Annotated in this window: 22 protein-coding genes and 4 pseudogenes; 12 read left to right on the top strand and 14 right to left on the bottom strand. The window is 72.8% G+C overall.

Translation table 11 applies throughout. From position 1 onward, the window contains the following. Nucleotides 1-250: 250 nt before the first annotated feature. A pseudogene (locus ACWD4U_RS29485) lies at nucleotides 251-453 on the bottom strand (XdhC family protein); the annotation flags it as partial. A gap of 70 nt (nucleotides 454-523) precedes the next feature. Between ACWD4U_RS29485 and ACWD4U_RS29480 the strand changes: the two are divergent. Further along, the gene (locus ACWD4U_RS29480; protein ID WP_363448680.1) at nucleotides 524-1,030 is read left to right on the top strand and encodes a hypothetical protein; all 507 of its coding nucleotides are present in this window, start codon (nucleotides 524-526) and stop codon (nucleotides 1,028-1,030) included. Nucleotides 1,031-1,291: 261 nt separating this feature from the next. Further along, nucleotides 1,292-1,498 (top strand): annotated as a pseudogene (locus ACWD4U_RS29475) (transposase family protein); the annotation flags it as partial. A gap of 70 nt (nucleotides 1,499-1,568) precedes the next feature. Here the strand turns inward: ACWD4U_RS29475 and ACWD4U_RS29470 are convergent. Further along, nucleotides 1,569-1,881, bottom strand: a pseudogene (locus ACWD4U_RS29470) (transposase); the annotation flags it as partial. Between the two features lie 32 nt (nucleotides 1,882-1,913). Between ACWD4U_RS29470 and ACWD4U_RS29465 the strand changes: the two are divergent. Next, nucleotides 1,914-2,168 (top strand): annotated as a pseudogene (locus tag ACWD4U_RS29465) (IS5/IS1182 family transposase); the annotation flags it as partial. 315 nt (nucleotides 2,169-2,483) lie between these two features. Here the strand turns inward: ACWD4U_RS29465 and ACWD4U_RS29460 are convergent. From ACWD4U_RS29460 to ACWD4U_RS29440, 5 genes are all read right to left on the bottom strand, one after another. Beyond that, on the bottom strand, nucleotides 2,484-3,641 hold the full coding sequence (locus tag ACWD4U_RS29460) for an XdhC family protein (RefSeq protein WP_363449313.1): 1,158 nt from the start codon (nucleotides 3,639-3,641) through the stop codon (nucleotides 2,484-2,486). An 83-nt stretch (nucleotides 3,642-3,724) separates the two neighbouring features. Continuing rightward, a complete protein-coding gene (locus tag ACWD4U_RS29455) occupies nucleotides 3,725-5,185 on the bottom strand; it encodes an NCS2 family permease (RefSeq protein WP_363448682.1) in 1,461 nt (486 codons plus the stop codon). A gap of 193 nt (nucleotides 5,186-5,378) precedes the next feature. Further along, a complete protein-coding gene (gene pucD / locus ACWD4U_RS29450) occupies nucleotides 5,379-7,739 on the bottom strand; it encodes a xanthine dehydrogenase subunit D (RefSeq protein WP_363448684.1) in 2,361 nt (786 codons plus the stop codon). Next, on the bottom strand, nucleotides 7,736-8,224 hold the full coding sequence (locus ACWD4U_RS29445; protein WP_363448686.1) for a (2Fe-2S)-binding protein: 489 nt from the start codon (nucleotides 8,222-8,224) through the stop codon (nucleotides 7,736-7,738). Before ACWD4U_RS29445 ends, pucD begins: the two co-directional genes overlap by 4 nt. Continuing rightward, nucleotides 8,221-9,108, bottom strand: coding sequence for an FAD binding domain-containing protein (locus ACWD4U_RS29440; RefSeq protein ID WP_363448687.1), 888 nt, complete (start codon nucleotides 9,106-9,108; stop codon nucleotides 8,221-8,223). The genes ACWD4U_RS29445 and ACWD4U_RS29440 overlap by 4 nt, the downstream gene beginning before the upstream one ends. Before the next feature lie 364 nt (nucleotides 9,109-9,472). On the opposite strand from ACWD4U_RS29440, the gene ACWD4U_RS29435 reads away from it, so the two are divergent. Then, entirely contained in the window at nucleotides 9,473-11,062 is a 1,590-nt protein-coding gene (locus tag ACWD4U_RS29435) for a PucR family transcriptional regulator (protein WP_363448689.1), read from the top strand. Nucleotides 11,063-11,124: 62 nt separating this feature from the next. Here the strand turns inward: ACWD4U_RS29435 and ACWD4U_RS29430 are convergent, their stop codons facing one another. Beyond that, nucleotides 11,125-12,207 (bottom strand): alpha/beta hydrolase, encoded by a 1,083-nt coding sequence (locus ACWD4U_RS29430; RefSeq protein ID WP_363448691.1) that lies wholly within the window; start codon nucleotides 12,205-12,207, stop codon nucleotides 11,125-11,127. Nucleotides 12,208-12,490: 283 nt separating this feature from the next. On the opposite strand from ACWD4U_RS29430, the gene ACWD4U_RS29425 reads away from it, so the two are divergent. The 7 genes from ACWD4U_RS29425 (at nucleotide 12,491) to ACWD4U_RS29395 (ending at nucleotide 20,923) form a co-directional block, all read left to right on the top strand. Further along, the gene (locus tag ACWD4U_RS29425) at nucleotides 12,491-13,594 is read left to right on the top strand and encodes an ROK family glucokinase (protein ID WP_449787348.1); all 1,104 of its coding nucleotides are present in this window, start codon (nucleotides 12,491-12,493) and stop codon (nucleotides 13,592-13,594) included. 264 nt (nucleotides 13,595-13,858) lie between these two features. Next, a complete protein-coding gene (ggt, locus tag ACWD4U_RS29420; protein ID WP_363448693.1) occupies nucleotides 13,859-15,652 on the top strand; it encodes a gamma-glutamyltransferase in 1,794 nt (597 codons plus the stop codon). 127 nt (nucleotides 15,653-15,779) lie between these two features. Next, nucleotides 15,780-16,583, top strand: a complete 804-nt coding sequence (locus ACWD4U_RS29415; protein WP_363448695.1) for an exodeoxyribonuclease III — start codon at nucleotides 15,780-15,782, stop codon at nucleotides 16,581-16,583. Nucleotides 16,584-16,707: 124 nt separating this feature from the next. Beyond that, nucleotides 16,708-17,235 carry a PadR family transcriptional regulator gene (locus tag ACWD4U_RS29410; protein ID WP_363448697.1) on the top strand — a complete coding sequence of 176 codons (528 nt, stop codon included), beginning with the start codon at nucleotides 16,708-16,710 and terminating at the stop codon, nucleotides 17,233-17,235. Then, on the top strand, nucleotides 17,232-17,924 hold the full coding sequence (locus ACWD4U_RS29405; RefSeq protein WP_363448699.1) for an ABC transporter ATP-binding protein: 693 nt from the start codon (nucleotides 17,232-17,234) through the stop codon (nucleotides 17,922-17,924). Before ACWD4U_RS29410 ends, ACWD4U_RS29405 begins: the two co-directional genes overlap by 4 nt. Then, nucleotides 17,921-20,182: an FtsX-like permease family protein gene (locus ACWD4U_RS29400; protein ID WP_363448701.1), complete on the top strand. Its 2,262-nt coding sequence runs from the start codon at nucleotides 17,921-17,923 to the stop codon at nucleotides 20,180-20,182. The genes ACWD4U_RS29405 and ACWD4U_RS29400 overlap by 4 nt, the downstream gene beginning before the upstream one ends. A gap of 165 nt (nucleotides 20,183-20,347) precedes the next feature. Continuing rightward, nucleotides 20,348-20,923, top strand: a complete 576-nt coding sequence (locus ACWD4U_RS29395) for a hypothetical protein (protein ID WP_363448703.1) — start codon at nucleotides 20,348-20,350, stop codon at nucleotides 20,921-20,923. A gap of 128 nt (nucleotides 20,924-21,051) precedes the next feature. Here the strand turns inward: ACWD4U_RS29395 and ACWD4U_RS29390 are convergent, their stop codons facing one another. Next, complete coding sequence (locus ACWD4U_RS29390; protein WP_363448705.1) at nucleotides 21,052-21,741, bottom strand: lysoplasmalogenase; 690 nt, start codon at nucleotides 21,739-21,741, stop codon at nucleotides 21,052-21,054. Next, nucleotides 21,738-22,625, bottom strand: coding sequence for a sterol desaturase family protein (locus tag ACWD4U_RS29385; RefSeq protein WP_363448707.1), 888 nt, complete (start codon nucleotides 22,623-22,625; stop codon nucleotides 21,738-21,740). Before ACWD4U_RS29385 ends, ACWD4U_RS29390 begins: the two co-directional genes overlap by 4 nt. Nucleotides 22,626-22,806: 181 nt before the next feature. On the opposite strand from ACWD4U_RS29385, the gene ACWD4U_RS29380 reads away from it, so the two are divergent. After that, nucleotides 22,807-24,159, top strand: a complete 1,353-nt coding sequence (locus ACWD4U_RS29380; protein WP_363448709.1) for a DUF2398 family protein — start codon at nucleotides 22,807-22,809, stop codon at nucleotides 24,157-24,159. 16 nt (nucleotides 24,160-24,175) lie between these two features. Here ACWD4U_RS29380 and ACWD4U_RS29375 read toward each other — a convergent pair whose 3' ends face one another. From ACWD4U_RS29375 to ACWD4U_RS29360, 4 genes are all read right to left on the bottom strand, one after another. Continuing rightward, nucleotides 24,176-24,382 carry a cold-shock protein gene (locus ACWD4U_RS29375; protein WP_363448711.1) on the bottom strand — a complete coding sequence of 69 codons (207 nt, stop codon included), beginning with the start codon at nucleotides 24,380-24,382 and terminating at the stop codon, nucleotides 24,176-24,178. 68 nt (nucleotides 24,383-24,450) lie between these two features. Continuing rightward, complete coding sequence (locus tag ACWD4U_RS29370) at nucleotides 24,451-24,639, bottom strand: hypothetical protein (RefSeq protein WP_363448713.1); 189 nt, start codon at nucleotides 24,637-24,639, stop codon at nucleotides 24,451-24,453. Between the two features lie 130 nt (nucleotides 24,640-24,769). Beyond that, nucleotides 24,770-25,396, bottom strand: a complete 627-nt coding sequence (locus ACWD4U_RS29365) for a TetR/AcrR family transcriptional regulator (RefSeq protein WP_363448715.1) — start codon at nucleotides 25,394-25,396, stop codon at nucleotides 24,770-24,772. An 83-nt stretch (nucleotides 25,397-25,479) separates the two neighbouring features. Then, the gene (locus tag ACWD4U_RS29360; protein ID WP_363448717.1) at nucleotides 25,480-26,391 is read right to left on the bottom strand and encodes an acyl-CoA thioesterase; all 912 of its coding nucleotides are present in this window, start codon (nucleotides 26,389-26,391) and stop codon (nucleotides 25,480-25,482) included. Nucleotides 26,392-26,564: the final 173 nt, after the last annotated feature.

The raw sequence follows: 26,564 nt of genomic DNA, 5'->3' as shown, positions 1-26,564 counted from the left end.
AGCTCTCACAACTCTTTAAACACCCACAACCACCCCCGGCGGTGTTACTGGGCCACCAAATCATTCATCCCCACCCCCCCCCCCCCCCCCCCCCCCCCCCCCCCCCCCGACTGTTTTTCCGCGCCCGCGTACGGAAGGTCACGACTGGGTCGTGCGCCCGTGTCTGTTGCCCCGTGATGTACTCCTCGCACTCCGGGGGAAGTCCGGGCGTTACGCTCATGCCGCGTGTGACGCGGCGTCAGGGGATGTCGCGACGCGATCCCATGGCGCCGACGTAGGCGACGGGCAGGCGCAGGGCGGTTCCAGCAGCGGGATGTCGTACTTGGCGTCGTGGGCGAGGACGCACAGGACGGTGCGGCCGTCGAGGCGGTCCAGCTGGGCGTCGAGGTAGCGGTGCGGCCGGTCGACGACGATCTCGTCGGCGTGCGGGAAGCGGCGCTTGGTGACGAAGACCGAACCTCTGATGGAATGGCCAGGGACTACAACGTCTGGGGACGTTACACCTATACGGTCGGCGGTTAGCATGAAGATTCGCAGGACCAGGACACGGTGGGCTGCGCCGGCACTAGTGTGCGCTGCTCTTGCAGCCGCAGCGTTCAGTGTTGCCGGCTGCGGCTGGCTCGACAAGCCGGGGGCTTCGAGCTTCCCCAACGCCTTTCCGAGCTCGAACACCGACGTAACTATCGCGCAGGCATTTCGGGATTTCTCCATAAGCATGCCGACCACGGTGGAGGACGTCGGGTATTATGCGTGGTCGCATGACGGCGAATATCCGATGGCTGCGGTGTTCTCCACCCCGTGTGATGCGGTGCCGGGATTCGCCAAAGATAGCGGGCTCCACGAGGTTCCGGTAAGCGACTCCGAAGGTGATATCGCGGGGGTGAGGGTGTTCGCCGGGGAGCATGGCTGGACGCATACCGGCGGCGAGCAGGACATGTACTTCGTAAGAGCGAAGGACAGCGGTCACCGAGAAGTGACCGTCATGGTGCGCCAAACTGGGCCGTCCTGCAGGATCTGGTTGCACACCTGATTTCGCTGCACCATTAGGGGCCTGTCGCGTCGAGCAGCAGGCCCCTTTCGGATGTCTGGTGCCTGTCCATATTGACCCGAAACGCTATTGACTCGAAACGGTAAGGTTCCGGGCTCGTTGATCAGGAGCGTCTCAAAGTCCGGGTGAGCACGTGAGCCTGCAAGTCGCGGCGGTGCGTAGGTCTCCGGGTGGCCCGTCACGCATGCGTCGAGGCTCCGGTGAAGGGGTGACCTTGCGAAGTCGCCCTGAACCGGAGCCTCGATGTGCCGTCAGTCTGCCACCGTCTGCCTCGTCAAGCCGCCGAGACGTCAACTCTCTTCTCGTGTCGGGCTGGTGGAGCGGCTGGGGATGCTGTCGGATCCGCGTCACCGGCGCGGATGGCGTCACCCGTTGGTGGGCGTGCTGCTGATCGCGGCGTCGGCGGTGCTGGCCGGGGCCCGTTCCTATGCGGCGATCGGGCAGTGGGCCGGCGCCGCGCCGTGGCACACCCCGGCCCGCGTACGTCTCCGGGTCGGACGGGGTTCACGGCAGCGGCTCAGTAGGCGGCGTGGGAGCGGATCTCGGCGAGGACCATGCCGCACAGGTTGGACCAGAGGAGCCACCTGTCGGACCTGCACCGCGTCGGGCAGCGTCTGGCGGGTTGCCTCGGCGTAGCAGCCCGAGCCGTCCCGGCAGACGTGCTCGATCCCTGGGTGCTCGCGCAGCCAGCCCGTCAGGGTCTGGGCGGTGCGGCCGGGCAGGACGTCGATCCGCTCGCCGGTCTCGCCGTCGATGATCACGGTCGCGTAGCGATGCCGGCGCTTGAGGGCGAAGTCGTCGACGCCGAGCACCCGCGGGACACGCAGCGGGGGGCAGAGTCCGGCGCATCAGCAGGGCGGTCTTCAACCGCAATGACTGCCGGGCCTTCGCCGAGTCCGACGTAGACCCGCGCGCACCGGCGCCGTCGCGGACGAGAGCACCTCACAGCCGGACAGGACGCCGACAACGCCGTCCACCGCAGGGCTCGCGCGCGGGTCGAGCATGTCTTGTTGCGGATGAAGAACTGGAAAACCTCCGCGACTGCCACCTGCACGGAGCCCGGGTGCACCACGCCGCGCTCGGCGTCGCATGGCTACACACTCTCGCCATGTCCGGCTGAGACACGCCCGGCGCACTCGTCAGTCGGCCGGCTGTGATCGCTCAAGAGTGGCCCGGAGCCGTCTGATCTCGTTGTGCCGCCGATCCCGTGCCGACTCTCCATCCAGCCGACCCATGGCCCCGGCGCGGCGGCGGCAACACGCCGCTTGGTCGCGGACAGTTCTTCCTCGGGGCGAGATCCCATTGGACTCCATGATCGAAACCTTCCCCCGGCTCTCACAGCGTGGCAGCCGTGGCGACGTTCGGAGCGACCTTCGACAAGCCGGACAAGGCGGCTTGCCCGATACGCAGCCGTCCTGGGAATGGTGAGGTCGTGTCAGGCCGCGTGTGACGTGGCGTCAGGGGACGTCGGGGCCAGGTCGTGGTGGATGGGGCCCGTGGTGGCGGAGAGGGGGAGGCAGGAGCCGCCGCGGGTGAGGGTGATGAGTTCGGCGGCGATGGAGACGGCGGTTTCTTCGGGGGTGCGGGCACCGAGGTCGAGGCCGATGGGGGAGTGGAGGCGGGCCAACTCGGGCTCGGTGAGGCCGACTTCGCGCAGGCGGGTGTTGCGGTCGCGGTGCGTGCGGCGGGAGCCCATGGCGCCGACGTAGGCGACGGGCAGGCGTAGGGCGCGTTCCAGTAGCGGGATGTCGAACTTGGCGTCGTGGGTGAGGACGCACAGGACGGTGCGGCCGTCGAGGCGGTCCAGCTGGGTGTCGAGGTAGCGGTGCGGCCAGTCGACGACGATCTCGTCGGCCTCGGGGAAGCGCCGGCGGGTGGCGAAGACCGGCCGGGCGTCGCAGACGGTGACGTGGTAGCCGAGGAACTTGCCGATCTTGACGACCGCGGAGGCGAAGTCGATGGCCCCGAAGACGATCATGCGGGGTGCGGGGACGTACGCCTCGACGAAGACGGTGACGGTACCGGAGGAGTCGGAGTCGCAGGGCCGGCCGTCCAGACCGAGGACCAGGCGGCCGGTGCGGCCGGCGCCGAGCATCGCGCGGGCCTCGGCGACCACGGCGCGCTCCAGCGGGAAGGAGGAGAGGGTGCCGTGGTGGGCGTCGGCGGTGACCGCGACGGTGGCGCCGAGCATCGCGGGCGGCCCGTCGATGATCCGGGCCAGGGCGACCGGCGTGCCGGAGGCGATGTAGGCGACGCCGGCGTCGAGGCCGGGGTCGGCGCCGGGCGTGATCGGCTGGACGAAGACGTCGAGCAGTCCGCCGCAGGTCAGGCCGACCGCGAAGGCGTCCTCGTCGCTGTACCCGAAGCGTTCCAGGACGGGCTCGCCGGTCTGCAGGGCGGTCTCGCAGAGCGCGTACACCGCGCCCTCGACGCACCCGCCGGAGACCGAGCCGACCGCCTCGCCGTCGGCGTCCACGGCCAGCGCCGCGCCCGGGTCGCGCGGTGCGCTGCCGGAGACGCCGACCACGGTGGCCACGGCGAAGGGGCGCCCGGCGGCGTGCCAGGCCTGAAGCTGCGCGGCGATGTCCTGCACGAGGTGCTCCTTGCGGTACCAGTCCAGTGTGCAACGGGAGGTGCCGCCCCACCGGATCGCTCCGGTGGGGCGGCGGGTGGTGATCAGTGCACGCCCAGCCACGACTTGATCGGGACGAGGGCGAAATAGACCACGAAGACCGCGGTCAGGATCCACATCAGCGGGCCGGGCTCGCGCCACTTGCCGGTGCCGGCCTTGATGACGGTGTACGAGATGACGCCCGCGGCGACACCGGCGGTGATGCTGTAGGTGAAAGGCATCAGGACGCAGGTGAGGAACGCCGGGATGGCGATCTCGCGGTCGGACCAGTCGATGTGCCGGGCCTGGCTCATCATCATCGAGCCGATCACCACCAGTGCGGCGGAGGCGACCTGGACCGGCACCACGGCGGCGACCGGGGAGAAGAACAGCATCAGGGCGAACATGCCGCCGGTGACGGTGGAGGCCAGGCCGGTGCGCGCGCCGTCGCCGACGCCGGTGGCGGACTCCACGAACACGGTCTGCCCGGACGCGCCGGCCACACCGCCGATCGCGCCGCCCGCTCCGTCGATGAACAGCGCCTTCGACAGGCCGGGCATCCGGCCCTTGGAGTCGGCCAGTCCGGCCTCGGTGCCGACGCCGATGATGGTGGCCATCGCGTCGAAGAAGCCGGCCAGCACCAGGGTGAAGACCGCGACGGTGGCGCTGATCGCGCCCAGGCCGTGCGAGCCGAACGCGCCGAACAGGTCGACGTGGCCGAAGAGCCCGAAGTCGGGCGCGGAGACCGGGGAGCCCGGCCAGGTCGGGGCGGAGCCGCCCCAGTCCTTCGCGGTCAGCCCGGCCGCCTGGTTGACGACCAGCGCGACCACGGTGCCCGCCGCGATGCCGATCAGGATCGCGCCGCGCACCCCGCGGGCCAGCAGCACGAAGATGGTCAGCAGGGTGACGGAGAAGATCAGGACGGGCCAGCCCTGCAGTTCGCCGAACGGGCCGAGGGAGAGCGGGGTGGGCCCTCCGGTGTGCACGAACCCGGCCTTGTAGAAGCCGATGATCGCCACGAACAGGCCGATGCCGATGGTGATGGCGTGCTTGAGCGGCAGCGGGATGCCGTTCATGATCTTCTCGCGCATGCCGGAGACCACCAGCAGCACGATCAGCAGACCGTAGATCACGCACAGGCCCATCGCCTGGGCCCAGGTGGTGTGCGGTGCCACCAGCGCGGATATCGCGCCGGAGACCGACAGGCCGGCCGCGACCGCGAGCGGCACGTTGCCGACCACGCCCATCAGGATGGTGGTCACCGCGGCGGCCAGCGCGGTCGCGGTGGTCAGCTGGGCGTGGCTCAGCTTGGCGCCGGTGACGTCCGCACCGCTCAGGATGATCGGGTTGAGCAGGACGATGTAGGCCATCGCCATGAAGGTGGTGAGACCACCGCGGAGCTCGTTGCCCAGGGTGGAGCCGCGCGCCGAGATCTTGAAGTAGGCGTCAAGGGCGTTGCGTGGCGGAGTTGCAGGCGCGGTGGGGGCCGCTTCGGTGGGGCCGGGCTCCGTGGAGGTCCGGGTCATGTCCACTCCCAAGGTTCAAAGGGGGTTGGGGTGGGCGAGCCGACCTGATTGCCTGTCATAGGGAGGGCGCAGGGGGACTGTTCGACTCACGTGGGGGTGGTGCGCTCTGCCGGGCCCGGCGTGGCTGTCGGCAGGGGCCCCGGGGCGGAGGCGGGAAGACGGGAACCCCGCCCCGGGGACGTCTGAGGGTCCGTCAGAGCGTGTCGGTGAGGTGCTCGGGACGGACCGGGATCCGGTTCAGCGCCTTGCCGGTCGCGTTGCGGATCGCCGCCACGATCGACGGGGTGGCCGAGACGGTGGGGGCCTCGCCGACGCCGCGCAGTCCGTACGGGGCGTTCGGGTCCGGGCGCTCCAGGATCTCCACCGGGATCGGCGGGGTGTCCAGGATGGTCGGGATCAGGTAGTCGGTGAAGGACGCGTTGCGCACCTTCCCGTCCTTGACCACGATCTCCTCCATCACCGCGAGGCCGAGCGCCTGGGTGCAGCCGCCCTGGATCTGGCCGACCACGGAGAGCGGGTTCAGCGCCTTGCCGACGTCCTGGACGGCGGTCAGCTCGACCACCTTCACCAGGCCCAGCTCGACGTCCACGTCGACCACCGCGCGGTTGGCGCAGAAGGTGTACTGGACGTGGCCGAAGCCCTGGCCGGTCTCCTTGTCGAAGGGAACGGTGGGCCGGTGGTGGTGCTCGCGGGTCTGCACGATGGCGTCGTCGCCGAGCAGGTCGACCATCGACACCAGCACGCCCGCCGACTCGGAGACCACCTTGCCGCCGATCAGCACGATGTCGTTCTGGGTCCAGCCGTAGCGCCGGCGGCCCTTCTCGATCAGCGCGTGGCGCACCGCCTCGGCGGCGAGCTTCACCGCGCCGCCCGTCATGTACGTCTGCCGGGAGGCGGAGGTGGAGCCGGCCGAGCCGACCTCGGTGTTGGCCGGGTGGATGGTGACCTGCTCGACGCCCAGCTCGGTGCGGGCGATCTGGGCGTGCACGGTGACGCCGCCCTGCCCGACCTCGGCCATCGCGGTGTGCACCATGGCGACCGGCTCGCCGCCGATCACCTCCAGGCGGACCTTGGCGGTGGAGTAGTCGTCGAAGCCCTCGGAGAAGCCGACGTTCTTGATGCCGACCGAGTAGCCGACGCCGCGTACGACGCCCTCGCCGTGGGTGGTGTTGGACAGCGCGCCCGGCAGGGTGCGCACGTCCAGGTGCTCCAGGTCCAGCGGCGGCGGCAGCGGCATGTCCTTGACCCGCTGCAGCAGCTCGGCGACCGGCGCGGGCGCGTCGATCTCCTGGCCGGTGGGCATCAGGTCGCCCTGGGTGACGGCGTTCAGCTGCCGCAGCTCCACCGGGTCCATGCCCAGCTCGGCGGCAAGCTTGTCCATCTGCGACTCGTAGCCGAACGCCGCCTGCACCGCGCCGAAGCCGCGCATCGCGCCGCAGGACGGGTTGTTGGAGTACAGGGCGATGGCGTGCATCTTCACGTTCGGGATCACGTACGGGCCGTGGCCGAGCGAGGCGGCGTTGCCGACCACCGCGGGCGAGGCGGAGGCGTACGCGCCGCCGTCCAGCACGATCCGGCAGTCCGCGAAGACCAGCTTGCCGTCGCGGGTGGCGCCGTGCTCGTAGTGCATCTTCGCCGGGTGGCGGTGGACGTGGCCGAAGAACGACTCGTCGCGGGCGTAGACGATCTTGACGGGCTTGCCGGTGTGCAGCGCCAGCAGGCAGGCGTGGATCTGCATCGACAGGTCCTCGCGCCCGCCGAACGCGCCGCCGACGCCGGCCAGGGTCAGCCGCACCTTCTCCTGCGGCAGGCCGAGGACGGGCGCCATCTGCTGGCGGTCCACGTGCAGCCACTGGGTGGCGATGTACAGGTCGACACCGCCGTCCTCGGCGGGCACCGCCAGGCCGGACTCCGGGCCCAGGAACGCCTGGTCCTGCATGCCGACCTCGTACTCGCCGGAGACGATCACGTCCGCCAGCGCCCGCACCTCGTCGGTCACGCCCAGGCCGTAGACCAGCTTCTGCTCGTGGCAGATGTTGCCGTACCCGTGCGACTTGTACTCGTGCGGCTCGTGCACGTAGCCGTGGGTCTCCGGGTCGAGGCACTGCTCCTCGGTGGTGATCGGGGTGAGCACCTCGTACTCGACCTTGATCTTCTTCACCGCGCGGCGAGCCGTCTCCGGGTGGTCCGCGGCGACCAGGGCGATCGCCTCGCCGTGGTAGCGGACCTTGTCGATCGCCAGGGCCGGCTGGTCGGCGATCTCCAGGCCGTAGTACTTCTCGCCCGGGATGTCCTGGTGGGTGAGGACCGCGTACACGCCGGGCACCTTCAGCGCCTCGGAGATGTCCACCGAGAGGATGTTGGCGCGCGGGTGGGGCGAGCGCAGCGCCATGCCCCACAGCATGTCCTCGTGCCACATGTCCGAGGAGTAGGCGAACTCGCCCTTGACCTTCAGGGTGCCGTCGGGGCGCAGCGGGGAGCCGCCGATGCCGTCCTTCGACGCCTGGTTGATGTTCTGCAGGTTCTTCTGGCCCTGGATGGTACGGGTGCTCACTTCACGGCCCCCTCGCCGGCGCACTTGCGGGCCGAGGCCAGCCGCACCGCGTCCATGATCTTCTCGTAGCCGGTGCAGCGGCACAGGTTGCCCGACAGCGCCTCGCGGATGTCGGTGTCGCTGGGCTGCGAGTCCTTCTCCAGCAGCGCGTCGGTCTGCACCAGCAGGCCCGGGGTGCAGAAGCCGCACTGCACGGCGCCCGCGTCCACGAACGCCTGCTGGACCAGGCCCAGCTCGCCGTTCTCCTCGGCCAGGCCCTCGACGGTGCGGACCTCGCGGTCCTGGACCTGGCCGGCCGCGACCAGACAGGAGCAGACCGGCACCCCGTCCAGGTAGACCGTGCAGGAGCCGCACTCGCCCTGCTCACAGGCGTTCTTCGAACCGGGCAGGCCGACCCGCTCGCGCAGGACGTACAGCAGGGACTCGCCCTCCCACACGTCGTCGGCCTCGACCGGCTTGCCGTTGGCGGTGAACGTGACCCTCATGCCGCGCTCCTGATCTGCTTGCGGTAGTCGTTCCAGGTCCAGGTCAGGGTGCGTCGCGCCATCACCGCGAGCGCGTGCCGCCGGTAGTCGGCGGTGCCCCGGACGTCGTCGATCGGGGAGGCGGCGGCGCGCACCAGCTCGCCGAAGCGCTGGATCACCTCCGCGCCCAGCAGCTCCCCGGTCTCCCACAGGCCGCGCTCGGCGAGCACGCCCTGCAGGTACTCCTCGGCCTCCACGGCACGCCGCGGCGTGGGGGCGGCCGAGCCGATGCCGGTGCCGACGGTGCCGTTCTTCGGGTGCAGCGCGAAACCGAACGCGCACACCGCGATCACCATCGCGTTGCGGGTGCCGATCTTGGAGAACTGCTGCGGGCCGTCGGCGACCGGGATGTGCACCGCGCCGATCAGCTCGTCCGCGGCCAGGCTGTTGCGCTTCACGCCGACGTAGAACTCGTCGATCGGGATCAGCCGCACGCCGCGCACCGAGTGCGCCTCCACGAACACGTCCCGGCCGGCCGCCAGCAGCGCCGGGTGCGAGTCACCGGCGGGCGAGGCCGCACCCAGGTTGCCGCCGACGCTGCCGCGGTTGCGGATCTGCGGCGAACCGACGGTGTGCGCCGCCAGCGCCAGGCCCGGCAGCTCGGTCGACAGCTCGTCGATGATCCGGGCGTACGGCACCGAGGCGCCCAGGCGCACGGTGGCGCCGTCGGTGCTCCATTCGGTGAGCTCGGTGATGCGGTTCAGGTCGAGAATCGCGGATGGCCGGTGCACGTCGAAGTTCATCTCGACCATGACGTCCGTGCCGCCCGAGATCGGCAGCGCGGTGGGGTGCTCAGCCTTCGCCGCGAGTGCCTCGTCCCAGGTAGCGGGCCGAAGGAACTCCATGCGGGTGTCTCCTCAAGTCGTCGCCAACCGGACGTGGGCACTGCGCCCTGGCCGGTGTTCCGGACTGTGCAACCGCCGTGTTGCCACGGCGTTGAGTCCCGGTCACCGCGGTGTGTCCGGCGGGATGTGGCCAGTGAACCGCTGTGACGGGGCCCACTGGCAGTCACCGATGGCATGAGGCCCGGCGGCGTGCCGCAGTACCGTCCTGTACGTTCCTCTAAGGTGGACGATCGCCCAGCTCACCTCGTGCACACTGGGCCAACCCACCCACTCTTTTCATCCCCTTGTCCCAGCCTGATCCACCCCCCGGCACCCCATCAGCAGCACCCCACCCTCACCCCCTCGCACCCCCTGGGAGGCGCCCATGCGCGTCCGTGACCTGCTCGCCCCCGGCGCACCCCGGCTGCGCCTGCTCGCCGGCGAGGACGAGCTCGACCGGCAGGTCACCGGAGTGATGACCACCGACCTCCAGGACCCCGGGCGGTACCTGCACGGCGGCGAACTGGTCCTCACCGGCATGCTCTGGCGCACCGCCCCCGCCGACTCCGAACGCTTCGTGCGCACCGTCGTGGCCGGCGGCGCCGCGGCCCTCGGCGCGGGCGAGGCCGAGGTCGGCCCCGTCCCGGACGACCTCACCGAGGCCTGCCGCCGGCACCGCATCCCGCTGCTCGTCGTCCCCGACGACATCGCTTTCGGCACCGTCACCGAGTACGTCGGCCGGCAGGTCTCCGCCGACCGGGCCGCCGACCTCGCCGCGCTGGTCGACCGGCACCGCCTGCTGGTCTCCGCGGCCGGCGGCGGCGGCCTCGACGCCGTCCTCGACCTGCTCGGCGGCGACCTCGACCTCGACTGCTGGGTGCTCACCCCGACCGGCCGGGTGGTCGCCGGACCCACCGACCGGCTCACCCCCACCGACCGCGACCAGCTCGCCCGCGCCCACCTCGCCGCCCAGCGCCAGCGCCGCAGACCCCCGCACCGCGCCCGGCTGGCCGGCGGCGCCTACTCCCTGCTGCCCGCCGCCGTCGACCCCGCCGACGAGGCCCCGCTCGCCGACTGGCTCCTGGTGGTGGCCGGCGACGTCACCGAATGGACGCCCAAGCGGCAGCAGCTCGCCGAGAACCTCGCCCGGCTGGTCGCCGCCGAGCGCACCCGCCGCGACGAGGGCCGACGGCTGCGCCGCCGGATCGCCGACGAGGTCCTGACGCTCCTTCAGCGCGACGCCGACCCCGGCGAGATCGGCCGCGCCCTGCACGCCTCCAGCACCATGGCCACCCGCTACGAGGGCGCCGGCGACAGCGACGACAGCGCGCAGTGGCTGGTGCTCAGCGCCGAATCCACCGGCCTGCCCGACGGCGCGCTACGGCCGATCCTCGAGGAGGCCCTGGCCGGCGCCACCGACCGGGCCCTGGTCGCCGCCCACGGTGCGACCGGCGCGGTGGTCGTCCTGCCCGCGCTCGACGTGCCGGTGCCGGCCGACGCGATCCGCACCCTGCTCGCCCCGCTGGAGGCCGGCCTCGGCTCCGAAGGCCGGATCACCCTCGGCGTCTGCGCGCCCGCCGCCGAGTCGGCCGGCCTGCGCGGCGCCCTGGAGGAGGCCCGGCACGCCCGCCGGATCGCCGCCGCCCGGGTCGGCCGGGTCTGCGTGGCCGGCCCCGAGGAGCTCGCCTCCCACGTCCTGCTGCTGGCCGCCGTCCCCGACGAGGTCCGCCGAGCCTTCCGCAGCCGCCTCCTCGACCGGGTCATCGCCTACGACCTGGAACACCAGGCCGACCTGGTCCGCACCCTCGAGGCCTTCCTCCGCTCCGACGGCTCCTGGACCCGCTGCGCCGCCCAGCTCCACGTCCACGTCAACACCCTCCGCTACCGCATCGGCCGCATCGAGGAACTCACCGGCCGCGACCTCTCCCGCCTGGAGGACCGGGTCGACTTCTACCTCGCCCTGGAACTCGCCTGACGGGCCGTCAACACGCCGAAGGGCCCTGCCTGGTGGCCGGGCCCTTCGGGGGTGGGACGGGGTCAGTGCTGGACGGGGATGATCGAGGTCAGCCAGGTGAAGACGCCGGGGACCATGGGCTTCCAGACGTCGCTGCTGTGGGCGCCGGTGGTCTCCACCACGTTGACGGTGGTGGGGGTCTTGGCGGCGGCCTTCAGGGCCTCGCCGGCCTCCAGGCCGTCACCCTTGTTGCCGCTGACGTAGAGGGCGACCTTGGGGGGCTGGGCGGCGGACTTGAGGATGTTCAGCGGGTTGGAGACCTCCCGCAGGTGCGGGTCCTTGGCGGTCAGCGACGCGGGCTCGGCGGCCGGGTCGCTGTAGCCCGAGAGGCTGACGCCGGCCCGGTAGCGGTTCGGGTGCTCCAGGGACAGCTTGGCCGCGCAGTGCGCGCCCGCCGAGTAGCCGGCCACCGCCCAGCGGTCGGCGGACGGGTCGGCGCGGAAGTTGTCCAGCACCATCTGGGGGACGTCCCGGGACAGCCAGGCGTCGGCGTTGACCTTGCCCGCCACGTCGGCGCAGCCGGTGTCGACGGTGTCGCCCAGCAGGTTGGTGCGCGGCGAGACCAGGATGAACGGCGCGACCTGCCCGCTCTGCATCATCGGCTTCAACTGCTCGGACACCTTCAGGGTGCCGAACCAGGTCTTCGAGGAGCCCGGCCAGCCCGGCAGCAGTTCCACCACGGGGAAGGTCTTGTCCTTGAACGCCGGGTCGTTGTACTGCGGCGGCAGCCAGACCAGCACCTCGCCGTCGACGCCCGACACCGCGCCCTTCAGGTCGGTGGTCTGTACGTCGTTCGGCACCTTGGGGTCGCCGACCGGCTTGAACTGCTGGATCACCTTCGGGTGCTTGGCGTCGTTCGCCGGCGCCCCGCTCGCCCCGCCCGTCTCCGCCTGCACGTTCGGCACCGCGCGGATGTGGTTGCCGGTGCCCAGCAGGTCGTCCCAGCTGCCGTAGATCAGGTTGGCGTTGTTCACCATGACGAACACCATGGTGACGGCCGTGAGCTGACAGAACAGCAGCATGGCGATCCTGGACAGCACCTGAAGGGGTCGCGGACCGCGCACCCGCCCCCACAGCAGCAGTGCCGCCGTGACGGAGATCGGCACGAGAATGATCGTGACGATGAGGAAAGGGGTGCCTGTCAGCTGCATCGGGTCTCTCGTATCAGGTCGTCCGGCCGTCCGGGGCATGGTCCCCCGGTTCGCGCTTCACACTTGTCAGACTGCGTGGAACACACGATCAGTTGCCCCCGAACGGCGTAGAAACCTGAGAGGAACATCACGTTTTCTCGAGAATCCGCTGTGTGTTCGCCGCCCAAGTCTGCCACTTCGCTGAGAACCCCCCGCCCCAGGTCGCAGCCCTTTACCAAACAGAGGAGCATCAGCCCCCGTGACCAGTCCCAGCGGCCCCAACCGCCCAGCCGTCCTGCCGAATCTGCTCGGTCTGGGCCCCCGTGCCGAACGCCGCCGCCGCGCCCTCCCGGCCAGCGTGCTGCGGCTGCCCACCATCGGCGTGGACATCGGCGGCACCAAGGTGGTGGCCGGTGTGGTCGACGGCGAGGGCCGGGTGATCGACCGGCTGCGCACCGAGACGCCGGACAAGAGCAAGAGCCCCAAGGTCGTCGAGGACGTCATCGTCGAGCTGGTCCTGCAGCTCGCCGACAAGCACGACGTGCACGCGGTCGGCGTCGGCGCGGCCGGCTGGGTGGACGCCGACCGCTCCCGGGTGCTCTTCGCCCCCCACCTGAACTGGCGCAACGAACCGCTGCAGGAAGCCCTCAGCTCCCGGCTGCGCTTCCCCGTGGTGGTCGAGAACGACGCCAACGCCGCAGCCTGGGCCGAATGGCGCTTCGGCGCCGGCCGCGGCGAGGACCACATGGTGATGATCACCCTGGGCACCGGGATCGGCGGCGCGGTGGTCCGGGACGGTTTCGTCGACCGTGGCAAGCACGGTCTGGCCGGCGAGTTCGGCCACATGCAGGTGGTGCCCGGCGGCCACCGGTGCCCGTGCGGCAACCGCGGCTGCTGGGAGCAGTACTCCTCCGGCAACGCGCTGGTCCGCGAGGCCCGCGAGCTGGTGGCCGAGGAGTCCCCGGTGGTCCAGCCGCTACTCGCCCGGGCCGGCGGCAGCCCGCTCGGCATCAGCGGGCCGCTGGTCACCGAGGCCGCGAGGGACGGCGACGCGGTGGCCGTCGAACTGCTCTACGAGGTCGGGCGCTGGCTCGGGGTCGGGATCGCGAATCTGGCCGCCGCGCTCGACCCCGGCCGGTTCGTGGTGGGCGGCGGCGTCAGCGAGGCCGGCGAGCTGCTGCTCGGCCCCGCGACGGACGCCTTCCGCCGCACCCTCACCGGCCGCGGGTTCCGGCCGGAGGCCACGATCGTCCACGCCGCGCTCGGCAACGAGGCGGGGTTGGTCGGCGCGGCGGACCTGGCGCGGCAGGTCGCGCGGCGGTTCCGGACGATCAAGCGCAGAAGGGTCGAACGCGGCCTGTAGTGGCAAACGTCCAGGGGCTCTGGGGGTACCTCCCGGCCCCCCTTGGGGCTGGGGGCGGAACTGCGGGGCGGGTGGCGGTGCGGTCTGAACTCGGCTGACGGTCTTCGGAGACGTCCATGCGCCCAGACCTTGCAGCGCCCCCGAACCCCGACCGCCACGCACTCCCGCCGTTCCCCGGGCCCCTAACGGGTCCCGGAGGGACCCTTGCTGGGGGTGCGGCATGTATGGGACAACGGGTTACTGACGCCGTTTCAGGGAGGCCGTATGGGACCCGTTGCCCGTCTCGTTCCCGCACTCGTGCTCGTCACCGGATTGCTGGCCACTGCCGCGGGGCCCGCCGTCGCCGATCAGGTCGTGCCAGAGAAGTCGCCCGAGGCGGTGGGGTGGGGCGGGGCGGTGGCCAGTGTGGATGCGGATGCCACGGCTGCCGGGATCGAGGTGTTGCGGCGGGGCGGCAACGCGGTGGACGCGGCCGTGGCCACGGCTGCCGCGCTCGGGGTCACCGAGCCGTATTCGGCGGGTATCGGCGGGGGCGGGTACTTCGTGTACTACGACGCCAGGACGCACCGGGTGTCCACGCTGGACGGCCGGGAGGTCGCCTCGCGGACGGCGGATTCCTCGCTGTTCCTGGAGAACGGCGTACCGCTGCCGTTCAACGACGCGGTGACCAGCGGGCTGTCGGTCGGCGTTCCGGGTACCGCGGCGACCTGGGAGCAGGCGTTGCGGCGGTGGGGGACCCGTTCGTTGGGGGAGGCGTTGAAGCCCGCGGAGCGGATCGCCGACCGCGGGTTCACCGTCGACCAGACCTTCCAGGACCAGACCGCGGCCAACCAGGCGCGGTTCAAGGACTTCCCGGCGACGCGGGAGCTGTTCCTGCCGGGCGGTCAGCTCCCGGTCGTGGGCAGCGCCCTGCGCAACCCGGATCTGGCGGCGACCTACCGGCAGTTGGGGCGGGAGGGCACCGCCGCGCTGTACCGCGGGGCGATCGGTACGGACGTCGTCCGGACCGTGCAGCACCCGCCGGTCGATCCGGCGTCAGGTCGCAACGCCCGGCCGGGGCGGATCGACGCCGGGGACCTGGCGGGGTACCAGGTGCGCGAGCAGGAGCCGACGCACGTGAGCTACCGGGGGCTGGACGTCTACGGCATCGCGCCGTCCTCCTCGGGCGGGACGACCGTCGGTGAGGCGCTGAACGTCATGGCGGGGGCCGACCGGGGGAGCCTCGCCGATCCGGTGCGGTACGACCACCGGTTCCTGGAGGCGAGCCGGATCGCGTTCGCCGACCGCAACCGGTGGGTCGGCGACCCGCGGGCCCAGCAGGTGCCGACCCGTCAACTCCTCGATCCCGGCTACGCGGCGAGCCGCGCCTGCCTGATCGACCCCGACCACGCGCTGACCAGCCCGCTCGCCCCGGGCGACCCGTACCACCCGGCGGCCTGCGCGAGCAGCGGGCAGCCCGCGGCCGAACCGTACGAGGGGCAGTCGACCACCCACCTGACGGTCGCCGACCGGTGGGGCAACGTGGTGGCCTACACGCTGACCATCGAGCAGACCGGCGGCAGCGGCATCACCGTTCCCGGCCGGGGCTTCCTGCTCAACAACGAGCTGACCGACTTCAACTTCACCCCGCTCACCCCGGGTGTCCCGGACCCGAACCTGCCCGGGCCGGGCAAGCGGCCGCGCTCGTCGATCTCCCCGACCATCGTGCTGCGCGACGGGCAGCCGTACTTCGCGGCCGGCTCGCCCGGCGGCGCGACCATCATCACCACGGTGCTGCAGGTGCTCACCGGCCGGATCGACCGCGGTCTGACGCTGGAACAGGCGATCGCCGCGCCGCGCGCCAGCCAGCGCAACACCGCCGCGACCCAGGCCGAACCGGCGTTCCTGGCCTCGCCCGAGGCGGCCCGGCTGCAGGCGATGGGCCACGTCTTCGCGACCGTCCCGGAGATCGGCGCGGCCACCGGCGTCGAGCGGCTGCCGGACGGGCGGTGGCTGGCCGCGGCCGAACCGGTCCGGCGCGGCGGGGGAGCGGCGGCGGTGGTGCGGCCCTCGCGCTGAACACCGGGGCCCGGGCGGACGTCCGGGTGAGCGCGACCTGCCCGGTGCTGTCGGCGACGGGCGGTATGTTCGGACGGGGTGCCCGCCCGCGGGGCCCCGTCCGTCCGCTCGCCTAGGGAAGGCCGCCGTGACCGTCCGCATCGCCACCTGGAACATCAACTCCGTCACCGCCCGGCTGCCGAAGCTGCTGGAGTGGCTGGAGTCCGCCAAGCCGGACGTGCTCTGTCTGCAGGAACTCAAGTGCAGCACCGAGGCGTTCCCCGCCGAGGCGGTCGGCGAACTCGGCTACGAGTCCGCGGCGCACGGCACCGGGCGGTGGAACGGCGTCGCGGTGCTCTCCCGGATCGGGTTGGAGGACGTGGTCCGCGACCTGCCCGGCCAGCCCGGCTTCCTCGCCGACGACGCGATGCTGCCCGTCGTGGAGCCCCGCGCCGTCGCCGCCACCTGCGGCCCGGTCCGGGTCTGGTCGGTGTACGTGCCCAACGGCCGCGAGGTCGACCACGCTCACTACCGGTACAAGCTGGAGTGGCTGACCGCGCTGCGCGACGCCACCCGGGAGGACGCCGCCGGCGCCCGCCCGTTCGCCGTGCTCGGCGACTTCAACATCGCCCCCGCCGACGAGGACGTCTTCGACGTCGCGGCCTTCGAGGGCCAGACCCACGTCACCGCGCCCGAGCGCGCCGCCCTCACCGCCCTCCAGGAGATCGGGCTGCAGGACGTCGTGCCCCGCCCCCTCAAGTACGACCGCCCCTACACCTACTGGGACTACCGCCAGCTCGCGTTCCCGAAGAACCGCGGCATGCGCATCGACCTCACCTACGCCAACAAGCCGTTCGCCGACGCCGTCACCGACAGCTACGTCGACCGCGAGGCCCGCAAGGGCAAGGGCACCTCCGACCACGCCCCGGTCGTGGTCGACCTGGACGTCTGACCGGTCGTCAGGGCACCGTCCCCGCACCGCCGATCGGTCCGGAAGGCCCGGTCGGCGGTGTTTTCGACCCCACTATTCTCTGAGTGTATAGACGCGGAGTACACCCGCAGCGTAGGGTCGCGGCATGAGCGTTCCTCTCACCCTGCTGGGCCTGCTCGAACGTGAGCCGAGCCACGGCTATGACCTCAAGCGCGACTACGACGCCTTCTTCAGCCGCGGCAAACCGCTCCCCTTCGGGCAGGTGTACGCGACGCTCGGGCGGCTCGCCCGGGACGGGAAGGTGGTGGTCGGGGAACCGGAGGCCGGGGACGGGCCGGACCGCAAGCGGTACGTGATCACCGACGCCGGAGCCACCGAGTTCGAGGAGTGGCTGACCGAGCCGGTCGCCGCCGAACCGCACCTGCAGACCGTGCTGTTCAGCAAGGTCGTGCTGGCCCTGATGCTCGGCCGCAACGCCGAGGCGTACCTGGACACCCAGCGCAGCGCGCACCTGCAGCGGATGCGCGAACTCACCGAGATCAAGCGGGCCGGCAGCCTGGTCGACGCGCTGCTCGCCGACCACGGCCTGTTCCACCTGGAATCCGACCTGCGCTGGATCGACCTGACCACCGCCCGACTCGACGCCCTCGCCGCGGAGGTGACCCGCCGATGACCACCGGCCCCGCCCTGCTCGAAGCCCGCTCCGTCACCCTCTCCTTCGGCAACACCCCCGCCCTGCGCGGCGCCGACCTGGTCGTCGACGCCGGCGAGATCCTCGCCGTGATGGGCCCCAGCGGCTCCGGCAAGTCCACCCTGCTGCACTGCCTGGCCGGCATCCTCACCCCCGACGGCGGCGAGGTCCTCTTCGACGGCCGCCGGATCGACCGGCTCGGCGAGCAGGAACGCAGCGCGCTGCGCCGCGACTCCTTCGGCTTCGTCTTCCAGTTCGGCCAACTGGTACCGGAGTTGACCGCCGAGGAGAACGTCGCGCTGCCGCTGCTGCTGGGCGGCGTCCGACGCAACGCCGCGCTCCAGCGGGCCCGCGCCTGGTTCCCCCGGCTCGGCCTGGACGGGCTGGAGGCCCGCCGCTCCGGCGAGCTGTCCGGCGGCCAGGCACAGCGCGTCGCGCTGGCCCGCGGGCTCGTCGCCGAGCCGCGCGTGCTGTTCGCCGACGAGCCCACCGGCGCACTCGACTCGCTGACCGGCGAACACGTGATGGACCTGCTCGTCGACTCCGCCCGGGCGCAGGGCACCACCGTCGTCCTGGTCACCCACGAGGCCCGGATCGCCGCCTACGCCGACCGCGAGGCCATCGTCCGCGACGGCCGCGCCACCTCGCTCTCCGGCCGGATCGCCTCATGATCCGACTCAGCCTCCGACTCACCGTCAGCGGCGGCCGCGAGGCGCTGGCGCGACTGCTGATCACCGCCGCCGCGATCTCCCTCGGCGTCGGCCTGCTGCTCACCACCCTCGCCGCGGTCAACGCCGTGCACACCCAGAACGCCCGCTACGCCTGGTTCAACACCGGGTTGGGCGCAGACGGCCACGCCGGAGCTGACGGTGCGTCGGCCACCGGGAACGACGCGCGGTCGCTCTGGTGGCTGACCAGGCGGGACACCTTCCACGGGGAGGAGATCGGCCGGGTCGACGTCGCCGTCACCGCCGAGGGCGGACCGGTCTCGCCCGGGGTGTCGCGGATGCCCGGCGCGGGGGAGTACTACCTGTCGCCCGCGCTGGCGCGGCTGGTGGACACGACACCGCCCGCGCAGCTCGGCGACCGGTTCCCGGGCCACCGGGTCGGGATCCTCGGGCCGGCGGCACTGCCCGCGCCCGACAGCCTGGTGGCCCTGGTCGGGCGGACACCGGCGGAGATGGCGGCACTGCCGGGCGCCCGGCAGGTGTCGCGGATCGCCGACACCTCGCCCGACGAGTGCGCGGACTGCGTGGTGGGCCTCAAGGCCAACGGCGTGGACCTGATCCTGACGGTGGCGACCGGCGCGCTGGTGTTCCCGGTGCTGATCCTGATCGGCACGGCCACCCGCCTGACGGCCACTCAGCGCGAGCGCCGCTTCGCCGCGATGCGGCTGGTCGGCGCGACGCCCCGGCAGGTCTCGGCCGTGGCGGCGGTGGAGTCGACGGTCGCCGCGGTGGCAGGAGTGCTGTTCGGCTTCCTGCCGTACCTGCTGCTGCGCGGCCCGGTCGCCGGGATGGCGCTGACCGGCGCGGCGTTCTACCCGGACGACCTGACGCTGACGGTCCCTCAACTGCTGGCCGTCTGCCTCGGCGTCCCGGTCGCCGCCGCGGTCGCCGCGCGGATCGCGCTGCGCCGGGTGCGGATCTCCCCGCTGGGGGTGAGCCGGCAGGTGACGCCGAAGCCGCCGCGGGCGTGGCGGGTGCTGCCGCTGGCGGCGGGGCTGGGGGAGCTGGTGTTCTTCCTGGTGCGGCACCCGGAGACGGTGCCCGGGCAGATCAAGGCGTACCTGTCGGCGTTCCTGCTGATCATGCTGGGCGTGGTGCTGAGCGGCCCGTGGCTGACCAAGGTGGGCGCCGGGCTGCTGGCCGGCCGGGCCCAGCGCCCGGCGCCGCTGATCGCGGTCCGGCGGCTGGCCGACAACCCGACGGCGGCGTTCCGTGCGGTGAGCGGGCTGGTGCTGGCGCTGCTGGTGACCACCGCGACGGTCGGGATCATCACCACGTTGAGCGATGAGCGCGGCGTCCCGCACGGCGGCCCGCAGTTCGACAACCTGATGCTGAACGACCTCTCCGGCGGCTACGACGACCACGGCCGCCCGGCGCGCACCGGCGCGCCCGCCCTGCCCGGACTGACCGATCGGCTGCACGCCGTGCCGGGTGTGCGGGAGGTCCTGCTGGTCCACCCCCTCGCGGAGCCGGTGCCGATCGCCGACTACGACCGCTTCGCCAGCGAGGCGGTGGACTGCCGCAGCCTGGACGCCGTCCGGGTGTACGGCCACTGCGAGCCCGGCGCACAGAGCGCGTACGTGCCGGTGATGTGGTCCGGCTGGGAGGACCTGAGCGCCCGGCAGTGGCCCGCCGCGCCGTACACGGTGGAGCAGCTGGCGGCGCTGCCGGTGGTCAACGTGGTGGTGGACACCGACGGCTCGCCCGCCGCGGTGGAGCAGGCCAGGACCATGGTGGACAGCGCGTACCCGGCGATCCGGCAGGCCGCGACGCTCTCCGAGTCGCGGACGATGATGACCAGTGAGCTGAGGGGCTACCAGCAGCTGGCGAACGTGGTGATCCTGGCGACCTTCCCGATCGCGGGGTGCAGCCTGGCGGTGAGCGTGGCCGGCGGGCTGAGCGAGCGCAAGCGGCCGTTCAGCCTGCTGCGGCTGACCGGGGTGCCGCTGCCGCTGCTGCGCGGGGTGGTGGCGCTGGAGTCGGCGGTGCCGCTGCTGCTGGTGTCGGCGGTGGCGATCGGCATCGGCTTCCTGGCCGCCGACCTGTTCCTGCGCTCGCAGCTGAAGTACACGCTGCACGCCCCCGGCGCGGGCTACTACCTGACGGTGGTCGCGGGGCTGGCCGCGGCGCTCGGGATCATCGCGGCGACGCTGCCGCTGCTGCGCCGGATCACCGGGCCGGAGACCGCGCGCAACGAGTGACGGGCGAGGCCGTTCGGGTCCGGAGCATCGACCGGACCCGAACGGCCTCGCGGGTTCGCCGGTCACGGGGGCACTGCCTAGCCTGGTCGGAAACCGAGGGTAGCGGAACGACCACGGGGCGCCAGCGCCTGCCGCTACCCCGACCCGACCCCCTGGAGGTACGGCATGCGCCCAACGCGCACGGCCGCCGCCGCTCTGCTCGGCACCACCGTCCTGTTCGGCCTGGCCGGCACCGCCCCCGCGTCCGCCAAGGGCGGCGAACCCGCCTGGGTGAGCCCGGCCCAGGCGCAGCCCGGACAGTCGGTCTCGGTGAGCGTGACCTGCGAGACCAGCTCGGTGAAGACCGTCACCGCGACCTCGGCGGCCTTCGCCGGCGGCTCGACCACGCTCAGCGTCGGCCCCGACGGCAAGTACTCCGGCACCGCGACGGTGATCTCCGAACAGGAGATGGTCAGCGCGGCCGCCAAGCGGACCACCACGGACTCCTCGTGGGGCATCGACGGCAAGTGCCCCAACGGCGACGGCTTCGTCGGCGCGGTCGCCATCGCGGCGGCCGCCACCGGCGGCAGTGCCGAGTGGGAGGGCGCCAAGACCCCGCACGGCGCGGTGGAGACCGGTCTCGGCGGCTCGGTCGGCGTCGACGCCCGGCAGCTCGGCGCCGGCGCGGCACTGGTCACGGCCGGTGTCGGCGGCTTCTGGCTGCTGCGGCGGCGCGGGGGCGCGGCCGGCGGGACGTCCTGACCGGCACCCGTACGCGCCCACCGTACGAAGCCGGCCGCCCGTCCCCGCGGCCGCACGAGAAGGGCGGCACCCGAGCCTCGGGTGCCGCCCTTCAGCACGTGCGCGGGGGCCTGCGGCCGGTCGGCGCGTCAGGCGGTGGCCACCGCGGCTCCGGCCGGGGCGGTGGCGGCGGCGGTGCGGGCCAGGGTGCCGGTGGTGAGCAGGTACTGGCCAGCGAGGTAGGTGGCCATCACCAGGAAGCCGTGCCCGGGAAGGTGCTTCCAGTGGGCCAGGTCGGTGGCGATCAGGGTGTCGGAGAGCAGGAACAGCGCCCCGCCGAGGCCGGCCCGCCCGTTGATGCCCGCGGAGCTCACCGCGGTGGCGGTCAGCAGCAGGCTGTAGCCGGCCACCGCGATCTGCAGGTCGCCGAGGTCCGGCCAGAGCTGACTGATCAGCACCCCCCAGGCGACCGCGTACCCGGCGGCGGTGAGCAGCGCGCGGCGGCGGTCGGCGAACGCGCCGAGCCTCACGAACATGGTCACGTAGCAGAGGTGGCCGAGCGCGAAGGAGCCCATCCCGGCGAGGAAGGCGGGGGTGGTGCCGAACTGCAGCAGGATGTCGCCGCCCGCGCCGAACAGCAGCGCGGGGATCAGCAGCCGGGGCGCGGCGGCCGCGCCGGCCCACACCCAGGCGGCGAGCAGCGGCATCAGCAGCGGCTTGGTGAGGTTCTGCAGCAGCGTCAGGTGGACGAGGATCGCCAGCAGGTGCACGACCGAGACGGCGGCGAAGGCGATCAGCAGGGCCCGCGCGGTGCGCGGGTCGCGGACGGTGGTGGTCATGCGGCTGCGCCCTCCGGGCCGGCGGCGGGACGGTCGGCGGTGCGGTCGGCGGCCGGGGCGGGCTGCCAGCCCGGGCCCTTGGCCAGGTGGCGAAGCCGGTCGCCCCAGGTGGTGGCGGTGCGGACGTCCCGGGCGATCGACAGGTACTCGTGGGTGGCGACCTTCAGCGGGTTGAAGGTGCCGATGTTCTTGGTCAGGCCGTACACCGGGCGCTCGGCCTCCGCGGCGAAGCTGCCGAACATCCGGTCGAAGACGATCAGGATGCCGCCGAAGTTGCGGTCCAGGTAGCCGCCCTGCGAGGCGTGGTGGACCCGGTGGTGGGAGGGCGTGTTGAACACGTACTCGATCGGCCGGGGCAGCGTGCCGATCCGCTCGGTGTGGATCCAGAACTGGTAGACCAGGTTGGCCGAGGAGCAGAACGCCAGCGCCGCCGGGTGCACGCCCGCCAGGATCATCGGCAGGTAGAAGACCCAGCTGGTGGCGCTGGTCCAGGGCTGGCGCAGCGCGGTGGAGAGGTTGTAGTGCCGGCTGGAGTGGTGCACCACGTGGCAGGCCCAGAGGATCCGGATCACGTGGTGGCCACGGTGCGACCAGTAGTAGAAGAAGTCCTGGGCGAGCAGCATCAGCGGCACCGTCCACCACAGCACCGGCACCCGAAGCGGCGTCAACTCGTACAGGAACGAGTAGATCGCCACGATCGGGATCTTCCAACCCGCGTCGAACAGCAGCGAGCCCAGACCCATGGTCAGGCTGGTCGCGGTGTCCTTGGCGGCGTATCCCTGCTCGTCCTCGTCCGGGTGCAGGCGGAAGGACACCAGCTCCAGGACGGTGAGCAGGACGAAGGCGGGTATCGACCAGAGCACGACGTCGGGCAGGTGAGGCATGCCCAGACCATAGGGGACGGCGGCGACCAGCGGAAGAGGTGGTTACCGGCGCGTAGCACTCGGTATGCCGTCTACTCTTGGGGGCGACATGGAGCGGCACGAAGCAGCCGCCCGCGCCGCCACCGCGGCCGGGGGCACGGGGATCGGGCGCACGGGCGGGGCGGGACGACTCGCTGCCCCTGTGCGCGTCGGCGCACCCGCTGACGGTGCGTACGAGCAGCTCCGCCGTGCCCGGACGGAACTGGCGCAGCGGTTCGCGGCCGCCGAACCCGCCGACGCGCAGCGGCTGTTCGCCGCCCGGTTCGGGCTGTACGGCGCCCGGCACCTCGGCGGCGCCCCGGAGCAGGCCGAACCCGCGCCCGGCACCAGCTGGTGGCACGGGCCGAGCGTCCACCACGCCACCTCCCCGCTGTTCCGGCCGCTCGGCTACCGCCGGGTCCGACGCGAGGCCCCCGCGGCCCCGGCCGCCGCCCCCACCGGCGGCGGGCGCCACCGCAAGCCCGAACTCCCGCCCGGCGGCGGCGACCGCACCGCGGCCGCCGAACGGCGCACCGCCGCCCGGCTGCTGCTCGCCCACCCGCTGGTCACCGCCGACGGCCCGCACGGCGCCGCGCTGCCGCTGATCCGCCGTCACGCCGAGGCGCTCGCCGAGCAGTTCCACACCCTGCTCGGCTACCGGCTCACCCTCGGCCCCGCCCACGCCCGGCTGCACAAAGCGGACATTCCCGGCCGCGGACTCCCGGGCCTCACCCCCGACGGCTACGCCGAGCTGGTCACCGCCCTCGCCGCCCTGGCCGACGGCGACAGCGCCGAGCCCGAACGGCCCGAGGTGCGCGCCGTGCTCGCCGACTGGCGGCTGCCCGCCGGGCAGGAGGGACGCGACCTGGCCGCCCAGATGCTCGACGGCCCCGGGCTGCCGCCCGCCGGGCCGGAGCTGACGGTGCGCCGGCTGCTCGCCGAGACCCCGGTGGTGCTGCTCGACGACCTGGCCCCCGCCGAACGCGCCCACCTGGACGGCGCCCGGCGGGCCGAGACGGAACGGTTCGCCGGCTTCCTCGGCCTGACCGCCGAGATACGCGCCGAGGGCGTCGCCCTGCTCGACCCCGCCGACGAGCTCACCGACCTCGCGCTGCCCGGCCCCGGCACCCTCGCCCAGGCCGCCCTGCTGCTCGCCGAACGGCTGGTCGAGGAGCTCCGCCCGGTCACCGCCGACACCGCCCCGCCCGCCGTGCTGATCCCCGACGCGCTGATAGACGGCGCCCTCGGCGACATCACCGACGACTACGGCCTGCGGGCCGGCTGGGACGCCGGGTACCTCGCCGACCTGGCCGCCTTCCGCCGGGACGCGCTCGACCTGCTGCACCGGATGGGCCTGGCGGCGCCCGCCGGCCGCGCCTGGGTGCTGCGGGCCCCCGCCGCCCGGTACGCCCCGCAGGCCGAACTCCAGCCCGCCCCCGGCTCCGGCCGGCACTCCCGGCCCGCGACGCAGACCGTCCCCGCACCGGGGCGGGGACGGGACCGTCAGTCGGTGTGAGCCGCGCCGGGACGCGTCACAGCGGGCGGACCTGCTCGGCGACCGGCCGGAACTCCTGCACGGTCTCCTGGTACTGCACCCGCTGGCCCTGGTGCAGGATGCGGTCCTCGCTGTCGGCGAGGACGGAGTCGTAGTAGACGGCGACCTCGGGGCCGCCCGAGTCGGGGGTGATGTAGCCGTAGGCGTGGTGGATGTTGAACCACTTCACGGTGCCGGTCTCCATGGTGGGACTCCCTTCGGGCCGGTTACCCTCAGTATCGGCCGGGCCCCCGGCGCCCACCACCCGTCCGCTCAACGGCCGCTCGCGGCCGCCGCGGCGACCGCCGGCCGATGGTCCCGGACCGTCTCCACGGTGGCGCCGACGCCCAGGCTGCCCAGGGCGATGGAGGCCGCGACGGCGGCGCAGGCCAGTATCCGGCGGTGCAGCTTCGGCAGGGGGAAGCGCGACGCGGGTACGGAGAGGACGGGACGGGCGTTCATGTCCCCGAGCATTCCAGCGGGGTGTTACGCGGTCGCGAAACGCGGGTGAAGTCTGGACGGGATCTCAGCATCGGAACCGGCACCACCGGATCGCCGCAGGTGGCGACCGTGATCGTGAGTGTGCGCAGGCTCAGGCGGGCGCCTCCTGCGGTTCGTACGGGGTGAGCACCAGCCGGACCATCTCCTCCAGCCGGCTGCGGGCGTCGTCCAGCGTGGTGCGGCCGGTCACCCAGGCCGTCAGCTCGCCCTGCCAGGCGTGGCCCACCATGTGCCGCACCAGCTCGGCGGAGGCCGGCGGGACCTCCGGCATCACCGCGTGCAGTGCCGCCCGGTCCGCCCGGGCCAGGCCCTGCAGCGCCTCGCTGGCGAAGGGGTCGGTGGAGGTCGCCACCGCGACCCGCAGCCGGGCCAGTTCGGGCTGCCGCTGGTAGGCCCGCATGCCGCGCCGCACGAAGCGCACCGCCCGCTCGGTGGGCGAGGCGCTGCGGGCCGCCCCCACCTCGCCGACCAGGTCGGCCAGCAGCAGCCGGTGCCAGTCCGCTATGGCCGCGGCCAGCAGGTGGTCCTTGGACGAGAAGTACCGGTAGGCGGTGCCGAGCGCGACTCCCGAACGCTCCGACACCTGTTTCATCTGGAGCCGTTCCACGCCGATCTCGGTCACCAGGGCCAGGGCGGCGGACAGGAGCGAGCCGCGGCGTTCGAGCTGACGGGGGGACATCGCCTCCACCGGACGAGGTGACAGGTCAACCTTGGTCACCCGAACCATGATACGTGGCGGGTCCTCGCCGCGGTATGACGCCGACGAGGGCCGGCTGAACACCCCTCAGGAACCGGCGGCCCTCAGCGGTCGGTCGGGCGCAGCTCGCGCAGCAGCGTCTCCTGCACCGCCGAGGCCACCAACTGGCCGTCCCGGTCGTAGAACTCGCCCATCGCCAGGCCCCGGCCGTCCGAGGCGGACGGGCTGCGCTGGGCGAACAGCAGCCACTCGTCGGCGCGGAACGGGCGGTGGAACCACATCGCGTGGTCCAGCGAGGCCAGTGCCACCCGGGACTCCTCGACCCGGTGCACCCGGTGCGGCTGCAGGTGCAGCGCGGTGGTGGAGGCCAGCGTCAGGTCGGAGAGGTAGGTCAGCGCGCAGGTCTGCAGCAGCGGGTCCGCGCCGGGCAGCTCGGTGCCCGTCCGCAGCCAGACGAACTGCTGGGGGACGCCCGGCACTTCGGGCGGCATCCCCGGGGCGTCGGCCGGCACGAAGCGCATCTGCAGGGCGCGGAAGATCGCGGCCTTGGCGAACTCCTCCGGGGCGTCCCGCTCCCAGGCCAGGAACGGGTCCGGCAGCTCCTCCGGGCCCGGCACCGGCGGCATGGTGCGCTGGCGCTGGCCCGAGGGCTCCGGCCGCTTGAACGACGCCGACATGGTGAAGATCGCCTCGCCGCGCTGCACCGCCGTCACCCGCCGGGTCGCGTACGAGGCCCCGGTGCGCACCCGGTCGACCTGGTAGACGATCGGCCGCCGCGGGTCGCCCGGGCGCAGGAAGTAGCCGTGCAGGCTGTGCACCCGGCGGGCCTCCTCCACGGTCCGCCCCGCGGAGGTCAGCGCCTGCGCCGCCACCTGCCCGCCGAACGCGCGCAGCGGCGCACCGGCGTGGCAGCGGCCCCGGAACAGGTTCTCCTCCAGTTCCTCGATGCCGAGGAGCTCGGCGAAGCCGTCCGGCCCGGTGTCGGAGGGGTCCTGCGGGAGGGGGGCATCGGTCACGCCCGTCATGCTAGAACACGTTCCACCCAGGAGTTCGCGTGGCGTGGGTCACCCGCCGTGGCGCGGGCGGGCGGGGCCGGGTTCGAGAACGAGGGCGCCTCGGTGGACGATCCGGTGCAGCGGCTCGGGGTGCACCGGGTAGCGAGGAGTCCTGCCCGCCGTCGCCCTGGTGG

This window comes from Kitasatospora sp. NPDC002522, from assembly GCF_053595195.1.
The sequence above is the reverse complement of the archived record's forward strand: the minus strand, read 5'-3'. Positions and strand labels throughout refer to the sequence as shown.